Genomic DNA, 24,004 nt, shown 5'->3' on the forward strand with positions numbered 1-24,004 from the left:
AGTGAGTGGAAAAATGTTTAAAATAACGGTCTGCTTATTAACTTTCAACTCAGAAAGGTTGTTACGTGACGTAATTCCGCCTCTTTTAAAAATAGCGGATGAAATCGTCATTGTTGATTCCGGAAGCACAGATAATACACTACATATTTGCCAGAGTTATGGTTTGTCGCCGGTCTACAAAAAATATGGCTGGCATGGCGAGCAGATGAACCATGCCGTGTCATTAGCGAGTCATGACTGGGTCCTGTGCATCGACAGTGATGAAATTCTCGATTCAGACACTGTTGATGCTATTTTAAAATTAAAAAGGAGTGACGAACCCGATCCTGGAATGGCATGGCGGATATGTCGTCACTGGTATGTTTTGGGCGAAAAAGTCCGAACATTATATCCTGTCTCTTCTCCTGATTTCCCGGTACGACTTTTTAACCGTAAGCAGGCACGATTTAATAACAGACCCGTAGACGATAAGGTAGAAGGTTTTCGCCACTCTGAACGCATTCCCGGTTACGTCAGACATGATACATTTCACACATTGCATGAACTTTTTAGCAAATTGAATGGTTATACAACCCGCCTGGTGCAATATCAAACGATACGCCCCTCTATCGGTCGAGGTGTGATCAGCGCCATCGGCGCCTTTTTCAAATGGTATCTGTTTAGTGGTGCCTGGCGTCAGGGCAGAGTGGGGGCAGCAACAGGCTTGTATGCCACGGCCTACAGTTTTTTGAAGTATTTCAAAGCCTGGTATCAATATCAGGAAAGAAAAGAGCCCGTTACAAAAGAGCACACGGACTCTCATCTTATAAAATAGTTACGCTTTCTTACCCCAGCCCTGCCACTGATGTTGAAAATATTGCACCAGCGTACTCTGGCTCATGCTTTCACCAATCACAGAGAAGAACCGGGTTGCATAAACCGGTTCAGGGGCATGTTTCGGCACACAGCGTTTTACGCCGCGGAACGGGTTACGCGGCGTTGATAACCCAGGTTTCCCCTGGTTCGGCGCCGACGTATCAACCTGTGGTTCGTTCAGGAGATCGCTCGGGCGGACCAGCGTGATATCCGAAGGCAAGGTAGGCAGCAATTGCTGCAGGACGCGAACGGTCGACGGATGCGGGTGGCCGATGGCAATCGCGGAGCCATTGCGGCGGGCCAGCTGCACAGCGCGATTAAACTGCACGCGAATGTCTGCTTCGTTCTGCGTATCGTCAAGGAACACCTTGCGCTTAATCACCTTCACCCCCGTTCCCTGCGCGGCACGCATCGCCTGACTGTTGCCGATGGTCATGCTGTCGAGGAAGTAGAGGTTGTAACGCTCCAGCGCCTGCATCACTTTGAGCATCCCGTACAGGCTGGATGTCATCGCGCTGCCCATATGGTTGTTTAACCCCACGGCATACGGCACTTTGTTGTAAGCGTCGCGGATAATGCGATCGATCTCATCGCTGCTCATCTCAGGGCGCAGCGTATCTTTTTCCAGCGGTTGTTTGCTGATGGGGGCCATCGGCAGATGGATCAATACCTGGTGGCCGCTGTTGTGGGCCTTGGTCGCCATCTCACGTGCGTGTGGCGCATTCGGGAGGACGGCGACAGAAATGGCTGCCGGCATCGCCAGCACCTGATTTTCATAGTGCGGACGATAACCGAAGTCATCAATCACAATGGCGAGTTTACCGGCGTATACCGGTGCGACCAGCGCCAGTGCGCTGGCGACGGAGAGAACAATTCGACGAAATTGAAGCAAAACTTATCTTCCCAACCACGGCTGTGGATTGACCGCCTGACCCTGGCGACGAATTTCGAAATAGAGTGACGGGCGGCCCTGACCGCCACTGCTGCCCACAAGGGCGATGGGTTGACCCGCGCGCACCTGAGTGCCAACGCTGACCAGTGCGCTCTGGTTGTAACCGTAGAGGCTCATGTCGCCTTTACCGTGCTCAACCACTACCACAAGCCCGTAACCCTGCAGCCAGTCGGCCAGGATCACGCGGCCATCGGCGATGGCTTTCACTTCGCTACCTTCAGACGCACCGATAACTATCCCTTTCCAACGTAGTTCACCCTGCAGCTGTTCGCCATAACGATGCAGAATTGAACCGCGAACGGGCCAGTAAGCCTGACCGCGAGGGGAGCCCAGGCCGCCGGTTCGTGACATCAATGAGCGTTCGCTTTCGCTTGGTTTATAGGTCGTGCCTTTACGGGAGGCTTCCTGCTGCTTATCGCGAACGGCCTGCGCCTCGCGAGCCTCTTTTTCAGCGCGGGCTTTTGCCGCGGCCTCCGCTCGGGCGATGCTGTTACGCAGCTTCGATTCGTTGGCGCGCATTTCGCTCAACTGGCTCTGACCAGCCTGAATGGAGGATTCAAGCCCGGAAAGGGTTTTCTTACGTTCGTTGCGAGCCTGCTCGAGCTTTGCCTGCTGGGCCTGCTGTTCGTAGAGCAGCGTCTGCTGCTGGCTCTGCTTCTCTTCCAGCTCGGCTTTTTGCGTGGTGACCTCTTCGCGCGTCTGTTTTAGCTGCGCGATAGTCTCCTGACGCGCCTGGTTCAGATAGCCGAAATAAGCCTGCAGGCGCTGACCGCGCTGGCTCTCTTCACCGCTGAGGATCAGCTGAAGGCCGGTGTGTTCACCCTGGCGGAATGCGGCGTCAAGTTGCGCCGCAAGATTACGTTCCTGCGCATCGCGCTGACGTTCCAGCTTGGCAATCGACGCGTTCATCTCGTCGATCTGTTTATTCAACTGGGAGAGGGTGTTTTGTGTTTCGCGGAGCTTACGTGCGGCGGCGGAGATCGCCTCTTCCTGCTGCTTAAGCTGAGCAAGCAGCGACGCGCGTTGCTGTTGCTGCTGACGTACCGCACGCTCTTTGGCGGCGATATCGGCCTGAATGGATTTCAGCTGGTCGCGATCATCCGCGTGGGCGGATGCGGCGCACAGCAATACGCCAGCGCTGAGTGCGCTGGCGTAAAACAGAGGTCTGATTGATAACCTAAGCGGTTTCACGACCCATGTGATTGAAAAAATCGCCTTTCCCCTCATGGGGAGCGATTATTCCACGATGAACAGCGGCTTACCAGTCATCTCTTCAGGGATCGGCATACCCATCAGCGACAACATGGTTGGCGCGATGTCAGAAAGCTTGCCGCCTTCCACTGCTTTCAGTGCTTTATCACCTACATAAATCAGCGGAACCGGCAGGTTGGTGTGGGCCGTATGCGCCTGTCCGGTTGCCGGGTCGCGCATCTGCTCTGCGTTACCGTGGTCAGCGGTAATCAGCAGCTGGCCGCCAACGGATTCAACCGCTTTGGCAACCTGCTCAACGCAGTGATCCAGCGCTTCAACCGCTTTAATAGCCGCTTCCATCACCCCGGTATGACCCACCATGTCACCGTTTGGATAGTTACAGATGATGGTGTCGTATTTGCCGCTAACGATCGCCGCAACCAGTTTTTCGGTCAATTCCGCAGAGCTCATCTCTGGCTGCAGGTCATAGGTAGCGACTTTTGGTGAATTAATCAGAATGCGATCTTCGCCTTTGAACGGCTCTTCTACACCGCCGTTAAAGAAGAAGGTGACGTGGGCATATTTCTCGGTTTCGGAGATACGCAACTGCGTCTTATCGTTTTTCGCCATCCACTCACCGAAGGTATTGGCCAGTGAAGCTGGTGGGTAAGCGCATGGGGCGTCGATGTCAGCGGCGTATTCGGTCAACTGGATGAAGTTGATGTTCACCGCTTTCTTACGGGCGAAACCGTCGAAATCGCTGTTAACGAATGCGCGGGTGATTTCACGCGCACGGTCAGCACGGAAGTTCATGAAGATCAGCGCGTCGCCATCTTCCATGGCGGCATCAGCCTGGCCTTCTGCGCGAATCACGGTCGCTTTCACGAATTCGTCGTTTTCATCGCGCGCGTACGCGGCTTCAAGGCCCTCAACGGCAGTCGCAAACTGGAACTCGCCTTTTGCCAGCGTCATCAGGTCATAGGCCTGTTCCACACGATCCCAGCGATTATCGCGATCCATGGCGTAGTAGCGGCCAATAATAGATGCCACGCGGCCTTTGCCCAGTGCGGCAAATTTCTCTTCGAAGGCTTCCAGCGAACCTTTAGCGCTACGCGGTGGCGTATCGCGGCCATCCAGGAACGCGTGCAGGTAGATTTTTTCCGCACCGCGCTCAGCGGCCAGTTCAACCATCGCCATAATATGATCTTCATGACTATGAACGCCGCCGGCAGACAGCAGACCCATGATATGCACGGCTTTGCCTGCGGCAACGGCTTTATCCACTGCACCACACAGCACAGGGTTGGCGAAGAAGGTGCGTTCTTTGATTTCAACATCCAGACGCGTCAGATCCTGATAGACGATACGCCCGGCGCCCAGGTTGACGTGACCGACTTCAGAGTTACCCATCTGACGGTCCGGCAGACCCACTTCCAGGCCGGATGCGTCAATCAGAGTGTGGGGACGTTTTGCCCACAGCGCATCCATGACCGGGGTTTTAGCGTTGAAAATGGCGTTATCCTGTTGATCTTCACGGTAGCCATAGCCATCCAGAATCACCAGTACCATAGGTTTTTTAGAAACCGACATTGCGACAACCTCATGCTCAAGAGTCAAAAATTTGCGTAATTTTACTACAGCTGAATCGTTCAAATAGCCGCAGAAGATCAAAGAAAGGGCAGGGGCAAGATGCTTCTCCGACCATTTTGAGGCATTTTTTTAGGTGGCATGCCGCAGAAAATGGATTAGCTTAGGGTCGCTGGCTGTATTTGCCACAACGCACAGGTATACTCCTGTCCTGGTTTTTTTAATCACTAAGTCGGGAGTAGTTACCCTCCATGCAAGAAATTATGCAATTCGTTAGCCGCCATCCGGTTCTGAGCATCGCGTGGATTGGCCTGCTGGCCGCTGTGCTGTTCACCACATTTAAGGGCCTGACGTCTAAGATTAAGGTTATCACCCGTGGTGAAGCGACGCGTCTGATTAACAAAGAAGATGCCGTCGTGGTCGATCTGCGTCAGCGTGACGATTTCCGCAAAGGGCACATTGCAGGCGCTATCAACCTGCTGCCAGCTGAAATCAAAGCCAACAACGTGGGCGAGCTTGAGAAGCATAAAGCCCAGCCGATTATCGTTGTTGACGGTACCGGCATGCAGGCGCAGGAATCTGCTAGCCTGCTTCATAAAGCAGGCTTCGAAAACGTCTCTGTACTGAAAGAAGGCATTTCCGGCTGGAGCGGAGAAAACCTTCCTTTGGTGCGCGGTAAATAAGGAGTTCAGTGATGGCCAATATCGAGATCTACACCAAAGCGACCTGCCCGTTCTGTCACCGTGCGAAAGCGCTGCTGAACAGCAAAGGCGTAACGTTCCAGGAACTGCCGATCGATGGTGACGCGATAAAACGCGAAGAGATGATTCAACGTAGTGGTCGCACGACGGTTCCGCAGATTTTTATTGATGCGCAGCACATTGGCGGCTGTGATGACTTGTATGCGCTCGACGCCCGTGGTGGACTCGATCCCCTGCTGAGCTAAGAGACTTTAGGACAATTTAAAAAGGGTTTTTCCATGTCAGAACAAAACAACACCGAAATGACTTTCCAGATCCAGCGTATCTACACCAAGGATGTCTCTTTCGAAGCGCCAAATGCGCCACATGTTTTCCAGAAAGATTGGCAGCCAGAGGTTAAACTTGATCTGGATACCGCATCAACCCAGCTGGCTGATGACGTGTATGAAGTCGTACTGCGTGTGACCGTGACCGCCTCTCTGGGCGAAGAAACTGCATTCCTGTGTGAAGTTCAGCAGGGCGGTATCTTCTCCATCGGCGGTATTGAAGGCAACCAGATGGCGCATTGCCTGGGTGCATACTGCCCGAACATCCTGTTCCCGTATGCGCGTGAATGCATCACCAGCCTGGTTTCTCGCGGTACATTCCCGCAACTGAACCTTGCGCCAGTTAACTTTGATGCGCTGTTCATGAACTATCTGCAGCAGCAGGCTGGCGAAGGTGCTGAACAACATCAGGATGCCTGATGAGCACTGTTAATGCGTCAATGACTGTGATCGGTGCCGGCTCTTACGGCACCGCTCTTGCCATCACGCTGGCAAGAAATGGTCACGAGGTGGTCCTGTGGGGCCACGACCCAAAACATATCGCAACGCTGCAGCACGACCGCTGCAACGTGGCGTTCCTTCCTGACGTTCCGTTCCCTGACTCCCTGCACCTGGAAAGCGACCTTGCGACCGCGCTGGCAGCCAGCCGCAATATTTTGATTGTGGTGCCGAGCCATGTGTTTGGCGACGTGCTACAGCAGATCAAGCCGCTGATGCGCCCGGATGCACGCATTGTGTGGGCAACGAAGGGGCTGGAAGCCGAAACCGGTCGTCTGTTGCAGGACGTTGCCCGCGAAGTGCTGGGTACCGAGATCCCGCTGGCGGTTATCTCCGGCCCAACGTTTGCCAAAGAGCTGGCCGCTGGCCTGCCAACGGCAATCTCGCTGGCCTCTACGGATCCTGTTTTTGCGGACGATCTTCAGCACCTGCTGCACTGCGGCAAGAGTTTCCGCGTCTACAGCAACCCCGATTTTATCGGCGTGCAGCTGGGCGGTGCGGTGAAGAACGTCATCGCCATTGGCGCCGGGATGTCCGATGGCATTGGCTTTGGTGCCAATGCACGTACTGCGCTGATTACCCGTGGGTTAACCGAGATGTCCCGTCTCGGGGCGGCACTGGGTGCCGATCCGGCCACCTTTATGGGGATGGCGGGTTTAGGCGATCTGGTGCTGACCTGTACCGACAACCAGTCGCGTAACCGCCGCTTTGGCATGATGCTCGGTCAGGGCATGGATGTAAAAGGCGCGCAGGAGAAGATTGGTCAGGTGGTTGAAGGCTACCGCAATACCAAAGAAGTCCGCGAATTGGCGCACCGTTTTGGTGTCGAAATGCCAATAACCGAGGAAATTTATCAGGTATTGTATTGCGGAAAAAATGCGCGCGAGGCAGCATTGACCTTATTAGGTCGTGCGCGCAAGGACGAGCGCAGCAGTAACTAGTCGGAACCATTGTCACCTGAATGACCCAGCCAGCGCAGAACTGGCTGGTCATTATACTATCGTCTGGAGTAAGCAATGCCGTGTGAAGAACTGGATATCGTCTGGAATAATATTAAAGCCGAAGCCCGGGCGTTGGCCGACTGTGAGCCGATGCTGGCCAGTTTCTACCATGCAACGTTACTCAAGCACGAAAACCTCGGTAGTGCCCTGAGCTATATGCTCGCCAACAAGCTGGCGTCTTCAATCATGCCCGCCATCGCCATTCGTGAAGTGGTGGAAGAGGCCTACGCCGCAGACCCGGAAATGATCGCCTCTGCCGCCTGTGATATTCAGGCCGTGCGCACGCGTGATCCGGCGGTCGATAAATATTCTACGCCGCTGCTGTACCTGAAGGGTTTTCATGCCTTACAGGCGTACCGCATCGGCCACTGGTTATGGAAGGAAGGCCGCCGCGCGCTGGCAATTTTCCTGCAAAACCAGGTTTCTGTGACCTTCCAGGTTGATATTCACCCGGCGGCCAAAATTGGCCGGGGGATCATGCTCGACCATGCCACCGGGATTGTTGTGGGTGAGACGGCGGTCATTGAAGATGACGTGTCGATCCTGCAGTCGGTTACCCTGGGCGGTACCGGCAAAACCAGCGGCGATCGCCATCCGAAAATTCGTGAAGGGGTGATGATTGGCGCGGGTGCCAAAATCCTCGGCAATATCGAAGTGGGCCGCGGCGCGAAAATCGGCGCGGGCTCTGTGGTGCTGCAGCCCGTGCCGCCGCACACCACCGCCGCTGGCGTACCGGCGCGCATCGTCGGTAAGCCAGACAGTGATAAACCATCGATGGACATGGATCAGCACTTCAACGGCATTCACCATACGTTTGAGTATGGTGACGGCATTTAACTTCTGAGAATGGCGCCCGGATACCCCAGCTGGCGCCAGGCTTCATACACCACCACGGACACCGCGTTCGACAGGTTCATGCTACGGCTGTCCGGCATCATCGGAATACGGATTTTCTGCTCAGCGGGCAGGGCGTCCAGAATCGTGGCCGGCAGGCCGCGGGTTTCCGGACCAAACATCAGATAGTCGCCTGCCTGGTAGCTCACGGCGCTGTGCGCGGGCGTGCCTTTGGTCGTCAGGGCAAACATGCGCTCTGGCTTTTCGCTTTCCAGAAACGCGGCGCAATCATGATGGCGAACCACCGCGGTAAATTCATGATAATCCAGCCCCGCACGACGCAGGCGTTTGTCATCCCACGTAAAGCCCATCGGCTCGATAATATGCAGGCGAAACCCGGTGTTGGCGCACAGGCGGATAATGTTGCCGGTATTAGGCGGAATTTCTGGTTCGAATAAAACGATGTTAAGCATGCTGCCCCCTTAATTGCGGGGGCAGCATAGCAGAAATGACGGGCACTACGCGACGCCGGGTTCCTGTGGGCGGCAGCGCAGCATTTTATAGACGGTGGCACCTGCAGCCACCAGCGCGGGCAGGCTGAGGATCATCAAAATACTGTCTGCCTGCCACTGCATGGAGAGAAGCTGCGCGCTGGTCATGGTACCCGCCACGCCACCAAAACGGCCAATTCCCTGCATCCACGCGATACCCGTCGCGCGGCATTCGGTTGGGTAGAAGGTGGCGGCCAGGGTTTGCATCCCTGATTGCGCGCCGTTCATGGCGATCCCCATCAGGAAAATCAATCCGCCAAACAGGGCGATGTGATTATGCTCCATGCCGAGCAGCAGGATGAGCGCCATGGTCAGCATAAACCCACCTGCCACCACCCTGTGCGCCTCCCAGCGGTCCATCATCCACCCGGCGAGAAGAATGCCTGCGGTACCGCCGAAGGTGAACAGCGAGGTGAGCCAGGCAGATTCCGCCAGCGGATAACCCATCCCCAGCATCAGCGTCGGCATCCAGCTCAGCAGGACGTAATAAATCACCAGCCCCATAAAGTAGGTCACCCACAGCATCAGGGTGCCGGGCAGCCAGGGCATAGAAAACAACTGTGCCACGCTCCCTTTCTTAGACGCGACCCGCTCCTCCGCCAGGAAAAAGCCGGTCACGCCATCCAGCGTGTCGCGGGCGAAGCGGCTGGCGATACGGCGGATCTGCATCATGTCTCTTCCACGCTGAACCAGAAACTTCACCGACTCCGGCAAAAACAGCGCCAGCAGCAGCGTCAGGATCAGCGGGGCAATTGCGCCGGTCAGCAGTACGCTTCGCCAGCCGTGGTGAGGAATCAGCCAGGAGGAGATTGCCCCACCGCCCGCCGCACCCAGAGGAAAACCGCAGTACATGGTATTGATCGCCATGGCGCGACAGCGCTTAGGGGCAAACTCTGAGATCAGCGTGATGGCGTTAGGCATTGCCGCACCCAAACCCAGGCCGGTGAGAAATCGCCACAGCGTCAGGGTGTTAAGGGTTTGCGCCCAGGCGGCGCCCAGGCTTGCAAGACCAAAGAATAAACACGAAAAGACCAGCACGCGCTTGCGGCCCATCCGGTCCGATACCGGACCTGCGATCAGCGCACCCAGCGACAGTCCCAGCAGCGCGGCACTCAGTACCGGCCCCAGATCCTGTTTGTGGATCCCCCATTCTGCCGAGAGCGTCGGGGCAATGTAGCCCATTGCCGCTGTATCGAAACCATCAATCGCCAGCACCAGAAAGCCCAGCACAATGAGTAGCCAGTGAAACCATGAAAAGGAACTGTCGTCGATTACCTGCTGAATATCCACCTTACCTGAATAGGCCATACGCTCCTCTCTGATGTGATGTTGTTTTTGTGTTCTTGTATTTGCTTGTCTATACAATTGCGTGTGGCAGGGGATGTCAAATATTCTTATCTAATATGTTATCTAGATGTTATTTACGACACAAAAACGCGCCCGATGGAGGAGATCGGACGCGTGAGTAAGGTTGGTTAAGCGGAGGGGATCAGGCCGCGTCTCCGTGGGTAAGCGGTGCCAGTGCCGCAGGGATCTTGCTCAGCTCCTGCACCAGAGAATCCTTGCTGATCTCGCCGATTGTTTTCGCCCCGGTGAGAGTCATTGCAACCTTCATCTCTTTCTCAATCAGGTTGAGCAGGTTTGCTACCCCTGCCTGGCCGCTGGTGGCCAGCGCGTAAAGATAAGCGCGTCCCAGAAGTACGCTGTCGGCGCCGAGCGCAATCATACGCACCACGTCCAGCCCGTTACGAATACCGCTATCGGCGAGGATAGCGATGTCGCCTTTCACCGCATCGGCAATCGCCGGAAGGGCGCGTGCGGATGAGAGCACGCCATCGAGCTGACGTCCGCCGTGGTTCGAGACCACTATCCCGTCTGCGCCAAAACGCACCGCGTCGCGGGCGTCGTCCGGGTCGAGGATCCCTTTGATCACCATTGGGCCGTCCCAGAATTCGCGGATCCACTCCAGGTCTTTCCAGGAGATGGACGGATCGAAATTGTTCGCCAGCCAGCCAATATAATCTTCCAGCCCGGTAGGCTTACCGAGATAGGCCGAGATGTTCCCCAGATCGTGTGGACGGCCATTCAGGCCCACGTCCCACGCCCACTGCGGATGTGTTACCGCCTGCCAGTAACGACGCAGGGCAGCGTTCGGGCCGCTCATGCCGGAGTGGGCATCACGGTAGCGCGCGCCGGGGGTGGGCATATCAACGGTAAAGACCAGCGTGGAACAGCCCGCCGCTTTGGCGCGCTCCAGCGCGTTACGCATAAAGCCGCGATCGCGCAGGACGTACAGCTGGAACCACATCGGGCGTTTGATGGTCGGGGCCACCTCTTCAATCGGGCAGACAGACACGGTGGAGAGGGTAAACGGGATGCCTTTGGCATCCGCCGCCGCAGCGGCCTGCACTTCACCGCGACGGGCGTACATGCCACACAGCCCGACCGGGGCAAGCGCTACCGGCATGGAGAGCGTTTCGTTAAACAGTTTCGTCTCAAGGCTCAGATCCGACATATTCTTCAGCACGCGCTGACGCAGAGCCACCTCCGACAGATCTTCCACGTTACGGCGCAGGGTATATTCGGCATAGGCCCCGCCGTCGATATAGTGGAACAGGAACGGCGGCAAAATACGCTGCGCCGCGGCGCGGTAGTCACTGGCTGCTGAAATAATCATGCTTTGTTCTCCCTGGATATATCACTGTCGCCAGGCAGACGGGTAATACGCGCCTGTCGGGCCTGATCTTCATCAAATCGTTTAATGGTGGTGTGGACGAAGCCCAGATGCGCCATCATCGCCTTGCGTGCGGCCTCGGCATCACCGGCCAGAATGGCGTTGAGCACCGCCTCGTGCTGTTCGGTCAGTTGAGCAAAGACCGGCGGGACCAGATACATGCGCTGGCGGCTCTGCTTCACGGAGGATTGCAGCAGGTCGAAAAAACCGCGCATGGTCTGGAGCAGCACCACGTTGTGTGATGCCTCGGCAATCGCCAGGTGAAAGCGGACATCCGCCTGCGAAGCGATATCCGGGTCGCTGCTTTGCGTGGCGTCGAAGCAGGCCCTGAGCTTCTCTCTGTCGGCTTCGGTTGCTCGCATGGCCGCATGCCAGGCGGTACTGGTTTCGATGGCGTGACGGGCTTCGAGGATGTCGAAGCTGTAGTCCGGGTCATTCTCCATCAGGGTTTTGAGCGGCTGGACGATGTTTTGCTCGGACCAGTCGTCATGTTGCCAGCGCACAAAGGTGCCGCCGCCGCGACGGCTTACCAGTACCCCTTCGCTGACCAGCGTCGCCAGCGCTTCACGCAGGGAATTGCGCGACACGCCAAGCTGGGCGGCGAGTTGACGTTCAGCGGGCAATTTCATGCCCGCTTCCAGCTGTTGTTCTTCAATCAGCGCCCGCACGCGAGAGGCAATCTCGTCGGACAGGCGTCTGGGCATGACTATCATGGGATCATCCAGGTTAAGACATAGGCCTGCAGGGTGGTGATCACCCCGACCATGCAGGTGAATATCAGGCTGTGTTTCACGGTAAAACGGAACAGGTCGGACTCTTTACCCACCAGCCCTACCGCCGCACAGGCAATGGCGATGGACTGCGGAGAGATCATCTTCCCGGTCACGCCGCCGGTAGTATTCGCGGCCACCAGCAGCACGTCAGAGACGCCAATCTGCTGAGCCGCCGTCGCCTGCAGGGCGGCGAACAGGGCGTTAGACGAGGTATCTGAACCGGTCAGGAATACCCCCAGCCAGCCGAGGAACGGCGAGAAGAAGGTGAAGGCGTGGCCGGTATGGGCCAGCGCCAGTGCCAGCGTTGATGACAGGCCGGAGTAGTTCGAGATAAACGCGAACGCCAGCACCATGCCGATGGAGTAGATCGGCAGCATCAATTCTTTAATGGTCGCCGCAAAGGTCTGTACCGCGGCGGCCGGTTTCATGCGCAACCACACCACAGAAAGGAGTGCGGCAAACAGGATGGCAGTACCGGTGGCGGAGAACCAGTCAAACTTAAACACTGCCGCGTACGGCGTGGCGTTGTGCACCACTGGCGGCATACGGGCGACCATCTTGTCGAGGAACGGCACGGAGATGTTAATCACCATGTCGTACAGCGCACCGCCCGGGGCGAACAGGGCCTTAAACGGCGGGATGCTCCACAGCGTTACCGTGGCGGTCAGGAACAGGAATGGTGACCAGGCGCGAACGATCTGCCCGGCGGTATAGCCCGTGCGGGCGAGCGTCTGATCCACGTGCGACGCGCCCATATCGGCAAAGCGGAAGATGCGCACAGGCTGCCAGCGTTTCAGGAACAGCGTCAGACAGACCAGCGACACCAGGGAAGAGATAATGTCCGGCAGCTCCGGGCCAAGGAAGTTCGAGCTGAGATACTGGGCAATCGCGAACGAACCGCCCGCCACCATCACCGCAGGCCAGGTCTCCTTCACGCCGCGCCAGCCGTCCATAATCGCCATGATCCAGAACAGCACGATAATGGTCAGGAACGGCAGCTGGCGGCCAACCATCTGACCAATTTCGAAGCTGTCCAGGCCAGTCACCTGGCCTGCGACCAGAATCGGAATACCCATCGCACCAAACGCCACCGGCGCGGTGTTGACGATCAGGCAAAGACCGGCGGCATAGAGCGGGTTAAAACCCAGCCCCACCAGCAGCGCGGCGGTGATTGCCACCGGCGCACCAAACCCTGCCGCCCCTTCCAGAAACGCCCCGAAGGAGAAGCCAACAATCAGCATCTGCAGGCGCTGGTCCGGCGTGATGGAGAGAATCGACGAGCGAATGATGTCGAACTGCCCGGTTTTGACTGAGATTTTATAGACAAACACTGCGGCGATGATGATCCACGCAATCGGCCACAGGCCGTAGAAGAAACCGTAGACAACGGATGCCAGCGCGCGATCGATCGGCATTTTGTAGAAGAACAGCGCCACCAGCAACGCGATGGCGACGGTGTACGTCGCGGCGAGGTAGCCCTTCAGCTTGAGCTTAATCAGCGCAAAGAAGAAGAACAGGATCGGCAGCGATGCGATCAGGCTGGACAGCCAGATATTCCCGGCCGGGTCGTAGTTTTGTTGCCAGAGGCTCATGCAGGTCTCCTGGGGACCAGACAGCCTATGCTGCGGGTGAGTCTCCGCTCATCTCTGCGTCACAGTCTGTGTAAAAGTGGTCCTGCCAATATTGTGTTGTAGGGGTAATGACAATGAATGGTTAATCAACTGTTGCTATTCGGCAATATATTTGTGACGTGAATCATTGAAACTGTGAACGAAGGATAGCTTTAAAACCCATTGGTAGGACCAAATCCACGATGTTCAGGGGTGAGCAGGAACCGGGTCAAAATCGTGTCATTCAGTCAGGCGCGGTGCCTGGAGAAGGGGATAAAGAGAAGCAAGTACCGCAATTATGTTAACTTTAGGAGGGATGTATGTTTTATTCTGGTTTGCGTTGGGTGTCTTGCGTGTTAAGGGTGTGATTTTTTACCTAAAAATAAAAATTTTTTTTAGGTAAAAATGCGGAATATCATGTTTAGCAAAAAATTACATTTAAGGTAAATTTCACATATAGGATTTAACAGCTTATTACAAACGATCATTTGCTGATCAATGATAAAATATCCTTTATAAGCGCACCTGGCCAGTATAAAAACGATGTTTTTCGCACAATGCTAATAATTTCTTCTAATAATATTCTTAAAAAAATTGATCAAACAATGATCAGTTGTGTAAGTAAAATAATTTAGCTTCGGTATTAGGAGGTAGTTAATAATTCTCAGGGCTATTGAAATGCGTTAAATATGTTATCTGGCTGTTAAATATGAAATGTGAAACAGGCCTGCTGAGCGCTTTTAAGTGCGTAGACGTTAAAAGACATTTGATTTACTATTTATTCAGATACAACGTTACAGAAGATGCTGAATTAAATTTTAACCACAAACTAATCATTGTTATTTGCGGCCTGACGAGTTTTCCAAAACTGTAGGATATAGCGAAAGGGTTTGCAGAAAATATACGGATTGTCACGCTGGGATGGACCCTGATTTATTCTTTGAGGTCGCGTCACCAATTCTGTTAGTACCCTTTGGGTGACGGTTTTAAAATCCTTAAAGAAATTATTGCACCTGGTACAACAAATCAATATCTGTTTAATTTACAGAGGGGAAAGTGTTCCTAATGAAAATCAAAAATGTGGCGCTGGCATTTGCCACGGCGGGGTTTCTGTTATCTTCTCAGGCGGTGCTGGCAAGCAGTAATTCAGGCGTTAATACTAGCCTGAATACAGACGCAGGTACACAGAGCACAGGCGGTACAATCAACTTCACCGGCAAGATTACCCTTATTTCCTGTAACATTACTACGGCATCAAAAACCAGAACGGTAGATCTTGGGGCGTGGGCGAAAAGCTACTTCGATGAACACGTTGAAACAACGCCGCGTGAGTTCAAAATCAACGTCGAAAAATGCCCGGAAACGGTTAAATCTGTGGCGGTGCTGTTTGACGGTAATAAAGATGCGGTTGATGACTCGCTGTTGCAGGTTACGCCAGGCACGGGTATGGCGACGGGCGTCGGGGTAAAGCTTTATAACAGCGATCGCAGCACGGTTATTAAGCCGGGTACGGTTTCAAAAACCACCGCACCAGATGCTCAAGGCAATGCAGAATTAACGTTCTTTGCCGCACTGGACAAAGATGGAACGGAAATCAAAGCGGGTGATGTCAACGCTGTGTCCAATTTCCTGATGGTTTATAACTGATTATTTTTAGCCACCTCCAGAGATAATAGAGATGAAACGTTTGTCGTATATTATGCTCACTGCATTAATGGTTAGCTCTGCGTCAGTTTCCGCAGGCGTAGTAATGGGGGGAACACGGATCGTATACCCGCAAAACAGTAAGGAGGTGGCATTTTCTGTATCTAATATGGAAAGTGCAGTTCCCTATCTGATTCAGTCGTGGGTTGAGAATGACGCTGAAGGGAAAAACCGCGCCGCGCCATTTATCGTCACGCCGCCACTATTCAGGCTTGATCCGGATCAGACCAATACGCTTCGTATTCAATATACCGGCGCGCCGCTGCCCGCAGATCGTGAATCCGTATTTTGGCTCGATATTAAGGCCATTGCGCCAAAGCCAAAAGAGAGCAGCAACGAATTACAAATTAACGTTAAATCGAAATTTAAAATTTTCTACCGCCCTGAAAACCTGAAAGGCGATGCTGCAACCGCCTGGCAAAAGGTGAGGTTCTCAACGACGCAGAAAGGGCTTGAGGCCACCAACCCGACGCCGTATTACGTCTCTTTTTATCGCCTCAGCGTCTCGGGGCACAGCATTGAGCAACCGGGCATGATCGGCCCAGGCGAAACCCGCGAATGGCCTGTGGCAGCCTCCGGCAGCGTTACCTGGTCGGCTATTAATGATTTTGGCGCTATTACCGCGACCCGGTCGCAGCCTCTTTAAACCATGCCTTCTCGCCTGTTTCATTATGCGCCACTTTCGGTGCTGCTGCTCAGCATAAGCCGCACAGGATGGGCCGAGGATTATTTTGATCCCGCCGCGCTGGAGCTTTCTTCTGCCGAACAGAAAACGGCGGATCTGCACTATTTCTCCGAAAAGGGCGGGCAGATGCCCGGCACGTGGCTCGTAACGATTGAGGTTAACGGACGCGAGGAACGGCATCAGGAGATTACCTTCGTCAATGAGAAAGGCAGCCTGCAGCCCGTGTTTAGCGTACCGCTGCTGGAGACGCTCGGGGTGAATGTGGGGGCGATCCCGGCGCTTTCCCGGTTGCAGGAGGGAGAGACCTTCACACATATCGCCGATTTTATCCCGGCGGCGCGGACCTCCTATGATTTTAACCAGCAGCACCTGTTTCTCAGCCTGCCGCAGGCGGCGATGACGCACCGCAGCCGTGGCTATGTGCCCCCCTCGCAGTGGGATGATGGTATTCCGGCGGCATTTGTTGATTACAGCCTCACGGGGGGGCAGGCTCATCATCAAAACGGCGACACGACGTCAAGCTACCTTAGCCTGCGTAACGGCGTAAACCTGGGACCGTGGCGGCTGCGTAATACGTCGGCCTGGAGTTACAGCAACGCGGGCGGCAATCGTTTTCAGTCACAAAGCAGCTGGCTGAGCAGGGATATTCGCAGCCTGAACAGCCAACTGCGGATCGGCGATGCCTGGACTGCCGGCGACCTGTTCGATAGCGTGGCGTTTCGCGGGGTTCAGCTCTCATCCAGCGAGAGTATGTTACCCGACAGCCAGCGCGGCTTCGCGCCGACAATTCGCGGCGTCGCGCACAGCTATGCCAGGGTTTCTGTTTCGCAAAATGGCTATGTCATTTATGAAACCTGGGTTGCCGCCGGGCCGTTTGTTATTAACGATCTGTTCCCCGGCGCGCAAAGCGGCGATTTGCAAGTGACCATCACGGAAAGCGACGGCTCGAAACGCGTATTTACCCAGCCTTATTCTGCGGTACCGTTTATGCGGCGCCAGGGCAGCCTGAAATACAGCCTCAACGCCGGACGCTTTCACTCCGGCTCCAGCGATGCCCGGTCGCCGGACTTTGTTGAAGGCGCTTTTTTCTACGGCTTGTTCTCCAGTATGACGGTATACGGCGGCTTTCGTACCGCGAATAACTACCAGGCCGGCGCCATTGGCGTGGGCAGAGGGTTTGGCGCGTTCGGCTCGCTGGGCGTTGACGATACGCTGGCAAAAAGCCGTTTATCTGACGGCAAAAGCGTAATCGGGCAGGCGTGGCGCGTTCAGTATCAGAAGGATTTTAATACCACCGGCACCGCCTTCAACCTGGCGAGCTATCGCTATGCCTCGCGCAACTTTTATGAGTTTAGCGAGCTGAATCAGTCTGACAGCCAGCAGTTACGGCTCAATAACCGCCGTAGCCGCTCGCAAATAACCTTCTCACAGACGCTGGGGCAGTTCGGCAGTCTTAGCGTTTCGGCGTGGATGCAGGATTACTGGCACACCTCCGGGCAGGATAAAACCATACACCTTGGCTGGTACACCAGCTGGCGGGGCATTTCATGGGGAGCGGGGTATGACTATACCGACTCAGCACGTGAGCAACATCCCGATCGCACCGTGTCGTTTAATATCAATATTCCGCTCGGTAACTGGCTACCGGACAGCTCGGTGAGTTACTTCATCAATAAAAATAACCGTGGGATGTCCACGCAGCAGGTGTCACTCAACGGCAGCGCGCTGGCGAACCGCAACCTCAACTATAGCGTTCAGCAGAGTAAAGCCAGCGAGGGACAAGCCGACAGCACCAGTCTGGCGCTGCAATATAACGGCGGCTACGGCAACGTAAGCCTCGGTTATGATCGCAGCCGAAACGGCGATAATGCCAGTCTCGGCCTCGCCGGGGGCGTTATCGCCACGCAGTATGGCGTCACGCTCAGCCAGCCGCTGGGCGATAGCGTCGCCCTGCTGCGCGTGCCTGGCGCGGCGAACGTTGAGCCGGAGGGCTACAGCGGCATCCATACCGACAGTCGCGGCTACGCGGTTATGCCCGCGCTTTCGGCCTATCGTAAGAATACCGTCAATCTTGATACGGCGACGCTTGGCGAAAACGTCGACGTTGAGCAGAGCGGTCTGACGCTCGTTCCCACCAGCGGCGCGGTGGTGCTTGCTAATTACGCAACGCACATTGGCTATCGCGTGCTGTTCTCCCTGCGATACCACGGCGAGCCATTGCCATTTGGCGCCCAGGCCGAGGTGGTGGAGCAAAAACGTCGTTCAGCCAACCGAAGCATGGTGGCTGACGGCGGTCAGGCTTACCTGAGCGGAGTACCGGAGCGCGGCACGCTGCGCGTAACCTGGTATGAAGACGGAGAGCCGCGTCAGTGCCAGACGCCGTTCAAACTGGGGGCGGTTCATATGGCTCCCGGCATCGCTACTCTGTCTCTTGAGTGCCACTAGAGGAATATTATGCGTCACTTTATTCAATGGGTTTTCTACCTCAGTCTACTTTCTCTTTTTGGCATGCTGAGTTTTCATGCGCACGCTCAGGCCTCGCCCTGCCACACCACGCGCAATCAGTGGGTTGTCCAGGTACCCTACGCCATTGGATATGCTCCTGGCACAGCGGACTGGACGCCGGTTTCCGCGCCGATACAGTCTACCGGGGCGGATTTTTACAGCTGCGATGGCGGAAATGACGCCTGGCGAAGTATCGGATTTGTCGAGATGGATAATCCCGTCGGCACCGTGGTGGGGGAAGACGGTGCGTCGCGGCACGTCTACAAAACCCAGATTGAAGGCATCGGCTACGCGCTCGGGTTCCGCGAGCAGCAGTACTGTGGTGCGGATGCCGTGCGGTATATTGACGGCACCAGCCCGGTGGACGGCAACGAGTCACGCCGTATCTGCGACGCCTCACAGAATCCTGCTTTTGCCAGCGCCTCAACCTATAAGATGCAGTTCTGGGTGGTGTTTTACAAAATACCGACGTCCAGCGCCATGCCTGATGATAACGCCAACTCCCAGGAGCAAAACGTCGGATCGCTGATATTACAGGCGGGAGAAAACAAAGCCAGCGCGACCAGCGTCGCGACACCGGTGCAGATCCGTCTCGCCAGCTTCACGGTCAAGCATACCAGCTGTTCCGTTGGTTCCCGCAGCATTCTGGTGCCGATGGGAACCGTAAGCCAGCGTGAATTTCACGGCACAGGCTCCCGCGCCGGTGGCGGACGCTTCAGCATTCCGGTGACCTGTGAAAATAACACGACGGTGAAGATGGGCTTTTTCGGCGATACCACGCCGGGCAACGATCGGGCGCTGGCGTTAACGAAGCAGCAGGACAGCGCCAGCGGCGTCGGGATCGAACTGCTTTATGGCGACAATACCGGCTCGGTTCAGGGGCAGGTGGTGCCGTGGAACACCCCGCAGGTGTCGGCGCTTGGGCAGGTGGGAGATAACCAGACGCAGACCTTCTGGTTTGATGCGCATTATATTCAGACAGAAGAGAACGTGACGGCGGGAAAAGCGGATGCGATGGCCACGTTTAACCTGATTTACAACTGAGTGTTCCCCTGCCGCTGCGGCAGGGGAGACCGATCAGAACGCCGTCTTACAAAAACCCGTCATCTCTTTCAGGCCCATCTCGCGGCCAAGCTCGGTCATCGGGTGGACCACCACCAGACCCCGTACGCTTTTCTTCAACTTGCCCATATCGGCCTGCTCTTTTTTGGTAATGGCGCGGCGGTGCGGCATATTCATCAGCTTCTGCGCTTCTTTACTCAGCTTCTGGCTTTTCACTTCGCGCAGGCGCTCGATCTCCGCTTCCAGCTTCGCGGTCTCTTTCTCAAGCTCGGCGTACTTCTCGGCGGAGTCTACCAGCGAGAGACCGGCCATCTGATGGCGGATCAGATCCAGGCGGTCGCTCAGGCGTTTAATTTCGTTCTTTTCGACTTCTTTCATGACAAATAACTCTGAAAACGGGGAATTTAGAGGGAAGGATACACCAATGTGAGCAGGCTTACTTCTGAAACGCTTTTTTTAAGCTGATTCGGGAAATCAGCTCAGTCAGGGAAAGAACCATCGTGGAACGGACAACCTGTTGATAACGCAGCTTTTGCATGGCGTACAGTTCCGGGTCGCTGTTATCAAAATGGGGGGCAGGGGGGAGCGCGGTAACGCAATGCAGCTCGCCGAAGGGGCCAAGGATCTCGTCATCGGTAAAGGTGTACTCATTACCGTCATGATTGAGCTCTTCGCGCAGCGCCATCAACAGCTCCGCATCTTCATACTCTTGCCGGTTCAGCACGCCAAGACCATAAATCAACTTCAGACGCACGGATAAATCGCCCAGCGGTCCGTCGCCGTCCAGTAACGGTTCTACAGCATATTTTACCGCGTAGTCGTCTTTGCGAAACACCTGAAGTACCAGGATATTCACCGCCTCGGTTAACAACTCGACGGCGGTAATCAGGAAACTTCGTACGGTTTTGCCAGCATTCAGACGCTCAAGCACACGATTTTCAAAGGCCTGGGTTTGTTCCATTATTGCCTGCATATCTGACAATCTGTAATCAGGGCGCAGGATCACCTGCGCCTCACTGTGCATCATTTGGTTGCGTTATATGCGTTAACCGCCTCCGCAACCACGTCGCTGTTGGCGTCCAGACCGGAAATCTGCGCCAGCGCAGCCTGTGCGCCCTGGTCATCAATCAGCTGAGCCAGCTCCTGCGCCTGCGGATCCTGCTCGCTGCGGTAGTGCATCGCGGCGGCAATCCCTTTCACCAGGTTGGCGTGCGGTAGGCCGTATTCCAGCGTACCCAGCAGCGGCTTAATCAGGCGATCGCCCGCGCTCAGCTTACGCAATGGCTGGCGGCCCACGCGCTCAACGTCATCTTTCAGATACGGGTTTTCAAAACGACCGAGGATTTTCTGGATATATGCTGCGTGTTTATCAGCATCAAAACCGTAGCGTTTGATCAGCACCGCGCCGCTCTCTTCCATTGCCCCTTTTACCACCGCGCGGATCTTCTCGTCGAGGATCGCATCACGAATAGTCTGATGACCGGCCAATTTTCCGAGGTACGCGGTTATAGCATGACCTGTGTTCAGCGTGAAGAGTTTACGTTCCACAAATGCCATCAGGTTATCCGTTAATTCCATACCTGGAATGGTCGGCAGCGCGCCTTTAAATTGGGTTTTGTCCACGATCCACTCGCTGAAAGTTTCTACCGTCACTTCCAGCGGGTCGTTAGTTGCAGATTCTGACGGCGGAACGATACGGTCAACGGCAGAATCCACGAAGCCAACGTGCGCTTCAACCCAGGCTTTGTCTTCGTCCGCAACGGCGGCCAGAACGTGGCCTTTCAGCTGTGTGGTGCCACGCACCATATTTTCACAGGCAATGATGTTCAGCGGGGTATCGATGCCCTGCGCTTTACGTTTTGCCAGGCCTTTTGCGACCGCAGGCGCGATGCGCTCAAGTACCACCGGGCCCACCGCGGTGGTCACCAGGTCAACGCTGGCGATGAGGTCGATAACATCGTCGCCAATGCTGCTTACCGCGTTGACGCCAGAGACCGTTTCAACCTGCTCGTTTTCTCCCACCACGTGTACCTGGTAGCTATGACGGGCATTCAGGGCATCCAGAACGACCTGATTCACATCGGCGAATGTCAGCGTAATGCCCGCGTCTGCCAGCAGTTTGCCGATAAAGCCACGACCGATATTACCTGCGCCAAAATGTAATGCTTTCATAGTGTTAACCTTTATCAATGTTTTTACCCGAGAGGGCTGGGGTGAGGAACGTATACCCCTCACCCTAGCCCTCTCCCCAAAGGGGAGAGGGAAGATACGCTGTTATTTGTTGAGGAGTGCCAGCACTTCTTCAACGCTTTCAGTCTGTGCCAGACGCTCGATGACGGACTCATCATCCAGCGCGTTGGTCAGGCTGGTAATCACCTGGATGTGCTCGTTATTGCGAGCGGCGATACCAATCACCAGGCGGGCAATGTCGTCTTCTTCTTCACCGAAGCGCACGCCATCAGGATACTGGCAGAACACCACGCCGGTTTTGAGCACGCGGTCTTTCGCTTCCACCGTACCGTGCGGCACCGCGATGGATTCGCCCAGGTAGGTTGGCGTCAGTTTTTCGCGTTCCAGCATCGCGTCGACATATTCAGGCTGAACGTAGCCGCCTTTAACCAGCTGCTCACCGGCAAAGCGAATTGCCTCTTCTTTGGTGGCTGCGGTACGACCGAGGAAGATGTTCTCCGCGCCCAGCTTAAACAGGTGAGCATTGCTCTCGTCAAAGCTGTCCTGCAGGCTGGTCCGCACTTTCACTTCGTTGTCTTCGTGACGCTGTGCGGCCACCAGACGTTCAGTCAGGCTGGTGTACAGGCCGCTGTCGAGGAAGTTGGTCAGCGAAATATGCTGTGCCTGCGGTACCTGGCGCATGGCACGTTCGGTCAGGTCACGGTGCGTAATCACCAGGTCAACATCCGGTGGCAGGCTGTTAATGGCGCTGTTGGTCACTGAGATATTGGTCAGGCCCGCATCCTGCACTTTCTTACGCAGCACGCCGGCACCCATTGCGCTGGAACCCATACCGGCATCACAGGCAACGATGATTTTACGCACGTGGCTCAGGTCGTTAGAAACATCACCCGCTGACAGCGGCGTTGCGCCTTTGGACTCGGCTTTCATGTCGTGCATACGACGGGTTGCCGCTTCGATATCGTCATCTTCTTTCACTTTGCTGGTTTTCAGCAGGATAGAAGCGACCACGAAGGAGACCGCCATTGCCGCACAGATAGCCGCGATGTTAGCAAAATAGGCACCTTTCGGCGTCATTGCCAGTACCGCCAGGATAGAGCCCGGAGACGCCGGAGAAACCAGACCACCGTTCAGCACGCTCAGGGTGAACACACCGGTCATACCGCCGAGGATAACGGCCAGGATCAGACGTGGGTTCATCAGCACGTACGGGAAGTAAATTTCGTGAATACCACCCAGGAAGTGAATGATAGCCGCACCGCCAGCAGACTGCTTCGCGCTGCCGCGACCAAAGAACATGTACGCCAGCAGAACGCCCATACCCGGACCCGGGTTCGCTTCAATCAGGAAGAAGATGGACTTGCCGAGGTCATGAGACTGCTGAATACCCAGCGGTGAGAAGATACCGTGGTTGATGGCGTTGTTCAGGAACAGGATTTTCGCCGGTTCAACAAAGATAGACGCCAGCGGCAGCATGTCGTGCGCCACCATGAAGTTAACGCCCGCCGCCAGAATCTTGGACAGGACTTCAACTGCCGGGCCAATGCCGAGGAACGCCAGAATCGCGAGGATCATCCCGATGATGCCCGCAGAGAAGTTGTTCACCAGCATCTCGAAGCCGGATTTGATTTTGCCATCAACCCAAACGTCGAATTTCTTAATCGCCCAGCCACCCAGAGGACCGGCGATCATCGCACCGAGGAACATCGGCATATCCGCACCGACGATAACACCCATGGTTGTGATGGCACCCACTACGCCACCACGGTCACCGCCCACCAGACGACCACCGGTATAACCGATGAGCAGCGGCAGCAGGTAAGTAATCATTGGGCCAACAAGTTTCGCCAGCGTTTCGTTAGGCAACCACCCTGTCGGAATGAATAATGCAGTGATGATACCCCACGCGATAAACGCGCCGATATTTGGCATCACCATATTGCTGAGGAAACGACCAAAGCTTTGAACTTTGATCTTGAAATCGGATGACATAAAACACCCCTTCTTCTGTTTACGCTTAGGCTTGCGGCCCGAGGTTTATTGTTAATGAGGCGGCAGAGGTAGCCGGGCCCTGTTCTGATGCTGTGAAATCTGGCACTGAATCGTTCAACTGTCCAGACGGCGAAAAATTGTGTGATCACAATCACGTAAATGCAGGGGGTGTGGCGGGAAATGAGGTGATCTGAATCACAAAACCACAGTCTAAAAAAAACACAATGGGGAGAAAATCGGCAAAACACCCCTG

At 55.3% G+C, this 24,004-nt stretch carries 22 protein-coding genes; 10 read left to right on the forward strand and 12 right to left on the reverse strand.

Annotation, left to right across the window (positions count from 1 at the left end; genetic code table 11):
* Positions 1 to 13: 13 nt before the first annotated feature.
* Positions 14 to 814, forward strand: a complete 801-nt coding sequence (locus ACQG22_RS00720) for a glycosyltransferase family 2 protein (RefSeq protein ID WP_102752289.1) — start codon at positions 14 to 16, stop codon at positions 812 to 814.
* On the opposite strand, the gene ACQG22_RS00725 is transcribed toward ACQG22_RS00720, so the two are convergent.
* The 3 genes from ACQG22_RS00725 to gpmM are packed head-to-tail and all read right to left on the reverse strand — an operon-like array spanning position 815 to position 4,588.
* Complete coding sequence (locus ACQG22_RS00725) at positions 815 to 1,747, reverse strand: divergent polysaccharide deacetylase family protein (RefSeq protein ID WP_102752288.1); 933 nt, start codon at positions 1,745 to 1,747, stop codon at positions 815 to 817.
* A gap of 3 nt (positions 1,748 to 1,750) precedes the next feature.
* A complete protein-coding gene (envC, locus tag ACQG22_RS00730; protein ID WP_246949414.1) occupies positions 1,751 to 3,010 on the reverse strand; it encodes a murein hydrolase activator EnvC in 1,260 nt (419 codons plus the stop codon).
* Between the two features lie 33 nt (positions 3,011 to 3,043).
* A complete protein-coding gene (gene gpmM / locus ACQG22_RS00735) occupies positions 3,044 to 4,588 on the reverse strand; it encodes a 2,3-bisphosphoglycerate-independent phosphoglycerate mutase (RefSeq protein ID WP_029881907.1) in 1,545 nt (514 codons plus the stop codon).
* A 248-nt stretch (positions 4,589 to 4,836) separates the two neighbouring features.
* Between gpmM and ACQG22_RS00740 the strand changes: the two genes are divergently transcribed.
* From ACQG22_RS00740 to cysE, 5 genes are all read left to right on the forward strand, one after another.
* On the forward strand, positions 4,837 to 5,268 hold the full coding sequence (locus ACQG22_RS00740; protein ID WP_013094920.1) for a rhodanese-like domain-containing protein: 432 nt from the start codon (positions 4,837 to 4,839) through the stop codon (positions 5,266 to 5,268).
* A gap of 11 nt (positions 5,269 to 5,279) precedes the next feature.
* Positions 5,280 to 5,531, forward strand: a complete 252-nt coding sequence (gene grxC, locus ACQG22_RS00745) for a glutaredoxin 3 (RefSeq protein ID WP_010426371.1) — start codon at positions 5,280 to 5,282, stop codon at positions 5,529 to 5,531.
* A 33-nt stretch (positions 5,532 to 5,564) separates the two neighbouring features.
* Positions 5,565 to 6,032: a protein-export chaperone SecB gene (gene secB / locus ACQG22_RS00750; RefSeq protein WP_003860835.1), complete on the forward strand. Its 468-nt coding sequence runs from the start codon at positions 5,565 to 5,567 to the stop codon at positions 6,030 to 6,032.
* Complete coding sequence (gpsA, locus tag ACQG22_RS00755; RefSeq protein ID WP_020686508.1) at positions 6,032 to 7,051, forward strand: NAD(P)H-dependent glycerol-3-phosphate dehydrogenase; 1,020 nt, start codon at positions 6,032 to 6,034, stop codon at positions 7,049 to 7,051. The genes secB and gpsA overlap by 1 nt, the downstream gene beginning before the upstream one ends.
* 75 nt (positions 7,052 to 7,126) lie before the next feature.
* Positions 7,127 to 7,948 carry a serine O-acetyltransferase gene (gene cysE, locus ACQG22_RS00760; RefSeq protein WP_013094922.1) on the forward strand — a complete coding sequence of 274 codons (822 nt, stop codon included), beginning with the start codon at positions 7,127 to 7,129 and terminating at the stop codon, positions 7,946 to 7,948.
* Here cysE and trmL read toward each other — a convergent pair.
* The 5 genes from trmL to lldP all read right to left on the reverse strand — a co-directional run bounded on the left by trmL (position 7,945) and on the right by lldP (position 13,595).
* Positions 7,945 to 8,418 carry a tRNA (uridine(34)/cytosine(34)/5-carboxymethylaminomethyluridine(34)-2'-O)-methyltransferase TrmL gene (trmL, locus tag ACQG22_RS00765; protein ID WP_369706819.1) on the reverse strand — a complete coding sequence of 158 codons (474 nt, stop codon included), beginning with the start codon at positions 8,416 to 8,418 and terminating at the stop codon, positions 7,945 to 7,947. The two genes, cysE and trmL, sit on opposite strands and share 4 nt — an antisense overlap.
* 45 nt (positions 8,419 to 8,463) lie before the next feature.
* Positions 8,464 to 9,804: an MFS transporter gene (locus tag ACQG22_RS00770; RefSeq protein ID WP_013094924.1), complete on the reverse strand. Its 1,341-nt coding sequence runs from the start codon at positions 9,802 to 9,804 to the stop codon at positions 8,464 to 8,466.
* 181 nt (positions 9,805 to 9,985) lie between these two features.
* Positions 9,986 to 11,173 (reverse strand): FMN-dependent L-lactate dehydrogenase LldD, encoded by a 1,188-nt coding sequence (lldD, locus tag ACQG22_RS00775; protein ID WP_029881910.1) that lies wholly within the window; start codon positions 11,171 to 11,173, stop codon positions 9,986 to 9,988.
* Positions 11,170 to 11,943, reverse strand: coding sequence for a transcriptional regulator LldR (lldR, locus tag ACQG22_RS00780; RefSeq protein WP_161657774.1), 774 nt, complete (start codon positions 11,941 to 11,943; stop codon positions 11,170 to 11,172). The genes lldD and lldR overlap by 4 nt, the downstream gene beginning before the upstream one ends.
* A complete protein-coding gene (gene lldP, locus ACQG22_RS00785; protein ID WP_062730036.1) occupies positions 11,940 to 13,595 on the reverse strand; it encodes an L-lactate permease in 1,656 nt (551 codons plus the stop codon). Before lldP ends, lldR begins: the two co-directional genes overlap by 4 nt.
* A 1,083-nt stretch (positions 13,596 to 14,678) precedes the next feature.
* On the opposite strand from lldP, the gene ACQG22_RS00790 reads away from it, so the two are divergent.
* From ACQG22_RS00790 to ACQG22_RS00805, 4 genes are read left to right on the forward strand one after another with little or no spacing between them, the layout of a single operon-like run.
* Positions 14,679 to 15,260, forward strand: a complete 582-nt coding sequence (locus tag ACQG22_RS00790) for a fimbrial protein (RefSeq protein WP_062857575.1) — start codon at positions 14,679 to 14,681, stop codon at positions 15,258 to 15,260.
* A gap of 31 nt (positions 15,261 to 15,291) precedes the next feature.
* Positions 15,292 to 15,963, forward strand: coding sequence for a fimbrial biogenesis chaperone (locus ACQG22_RS00795; protein WP_062935111.1), 672 nt, complete (start codon positions 15,292 to 15,294; stop codon positions 15,961 to 15,963).
* 3 nt (positions 15,964 to 15,966) lie between these two features.
* The gene (locus tag ACQG22_RS00800) at positions 15,967 to 18,447 is read left to right on the forward strand and encodes a fimbria/pilus outer membrane usher protein (protein WP_369706820.1); all 2,481 of its coding nucleotides are present in this window, start codon (positions 15,967 to 15,969) and stop codon (positions 18,445 to 18,447) included.
* 9 nt (positions 18,448 to 18,456) lie between these two features.
* Positions 18,457 to 19,551 (forward strand): fimbrial protein, encoded by a 1,095-nt coding sequence (locus tag ACQG22_RS00805; protein ID WP_108453718.1) that lies wholly within the window; start codon positions 18,457 to 18,459, stop codon positions 19,549 to 19,551.
* A 33-nt stretch (positions 19,552 to 19,584) separates the two neighbouring features.
* Here ACQG22_RS00805 and ACQG22_RS00810 read toward each other — a convergent pair whose 3' ends face one another.
* The 4 genes from ACQG22_RS00810 to ACQG22_RS00825 form a co-directional block, all read right to left on the reverse strand.
* Positions 19,585 to 19,947, reverse strand: coding sequence for a YibL family ribosome-associated protein (locus tag ACQG22_RS00810; protein WP_023621173.1), 363 nt, complete (start codon positions 19,945 to 19,947; stop codon positions 19,585 to 19,587).
* 58 nt (positions 19,948 to 20,005) lie between these two features.
* Positions 20,006 to 20,596, reverse strand: a complete 591-nt coding sequence (gene mtlR / locus ACQG22_RS00815; protein WP_013094931.1) for a mannitol operon repressor MtlR — start codon at positions 20,594 to 20,596, stop codon at positions 20,006 to 20,008.
* Complete coding sequence (gene mtlD, locus ACQG22_RS00820; protein ID WP_013094932.1) at positions 20,593 to 21,741, reverse strand: mannitol-1-phosphate 5-dehydrogenase; 1,149 nt, start codon at positions 21,739 to 21,741, stop codon at positions 20,593 to 20,595. Before mtlD ends, mtlR begins: the two co-directional genes overlap by 4 nt.
* Positions 21,742 to 21,843: 102 nt before the next feature.
* Positions 21,844 to 23,751 (reverse strand): PTS mannitol transporter subunit IICBA, encoded by a 1,908-nt coding sequence (locus tag ACQG22_RS00825; RefSeq protein ID WP_020686515.1) that lies wholly within the window; start codon positions 23,749 to 23,751, stop codon positions 21,844 to 21,846.
* Positions 23,752 to 24,004 lie beyond the last annotated feature (253 nt).

The organism is Enterobacter cloacae complex sp. 309I3 (genome assembly GCF_050031595.1).
GTDB classification, from domain to species: Bacteria; Pseudomonadota; Gammaproteobacteria; order Enterobacterales; family Enterobacteriaceae; genus Enterobacter; species Enterobacter cloacae.

Excerpts from the sequence above, each read along its gene's own strand:
- ACQG22_RS00720 (WP_102752289.1), top strand. The coding sequence starts at position 14 with ATGTTTAAAATAACGGTCTGCTTATTAACTTTCAACTCAGAAAGGTTG.
- gpmM (WP_029881907.1), bottom strand. The coding sequence starts at position 4,588 with ATGTCGGTTTCTAAAAAACCTATGGTACTGGTGATTCTGGATGGCTAT.
- ACQG22_RS00740 (WP_013094920.1), top strand. The coding sequence starts at position 4,837 with ATGCAAGAAATTATGCAATTCGTTAGCCGCCATCCGGTTCTGAGCATC.
- grxC (WP_010426371.1), top strand. The coding sequence starts at position 5,280 with ATGGCCAATATCGAGATCTACACCAAAGCGACCTGCCCGTTCTGTCAC.
- secB (WP_003860835.1), top strand. The coding sequence starts at position 5,565 with ATGTCAGAACAAAACAACACCGAAATGACTTTCCAGATCCAGCGTATC.
- gpsA (WP_020686508.1), top strand. The coding sequence starts at position 6,032 with ATGAGCACTGTTAATGCGTCAATGACTGTGATCGGTGCCGGCTCTTAC.
- cysE (WP_013094922.1), top strand. The coding sequence starts at position 7,127 with ATGCCGTGTGAAGAACTGGATATCGTCTGGAATAATATTAAAGCCGAA.
- trmL (WP_369706819.1), bottom strand. The coding sequence starts at position 8,418 with ATGCTTAACATCGTTTTATTCGAACCAGAAATTCCGCCTAATACCGGC.
- ACQG22_RS00770 (WP_013094924.1), bottom strand. The coding sequence starts at position 9,804 with ATGGCCTATTCAGGTAAGGTGGATATTCAGCAGGTAATCGACGACAGT.
- lldD (WP_029881910.1), bottom strand. The coding sequence starts at position 11,173 with ATGATTATTTCAGCAGCCAGTGACTACCGCGCCGCGGCGCAGCGTATT.
- lldR (WP_161657774.1), bottom strand. The coding sequence starts at position 11,943 with ATGATAGTCATGCCCAGACGCCTGTCCGACGAGATTGCCTCTCGCGTG.
- lldP (WP_062730036.1), bottom strand. The coding sequence starts at position 13,595 with ATGAGCCTCTGGCAACAAAACTACGACCCGGCCGGGAATATCTGGCTG.
- ACQG22_RS00790 (WP_062857575.1), top strand. The coding sequence starts at position 14,679 with ATGAAAATCAAAAATGTGGCGCTGGCATTTGCCACGGCGGGGTTTCTG.
- ACQG22_RS00795 (WP_062935111.1), top strand. The coding sequence starts at position 15,292 with ATGAAACGTTTGTCGTATATTATGCTCACTGCATTAATGGTTAGCTCT.
- ACQG22_RS00800 (WP_369706820.1), top strand. The coding sequence starts at position 15,967 with ATGCCTTCTCGCCTGTTTCATTATGCGCCACTTTCGGTGCTGCTGCTC.
- ACQG22_RS00805 (WP_108453718.1), top strand. The coding sequence starts at position 18,457 with ATGCGTCACTTTATTCAATGGGTTTTCTACCTCAGTCTACTTTCTCTT.
- ACQG22_RS00810 (WP_023621173.1), bottom strand. The coding sequence starts at position 19,947 with ATGAAAGAAGTCGAAAAGAACGAAATTAAACGCCTGAGCGACCGCCTG.
- mtlR (WP_013094931.1), bottom strand. The coding sequence starts at position 20,596 with ATGATGCACAGTGAGGCGCAGGTGATCCTGCGCCCTGATTACAGATTG.
- mtlD (WP_013094932.1), bottom strand. The coding sequence starts at position 21,741 with ATGAAAGCATTACATTTTGGCGCAGGTAATATCGGTCGTGGCTTTATC.
- ACQG22_RS00825 (WP_020686515.1), bottom strand. The coding sequence starts at position 23,751 with ATGTCATCCGATTTCAAGATCAAAGTTCAAAGCTTTGGTCGTTTCCTC.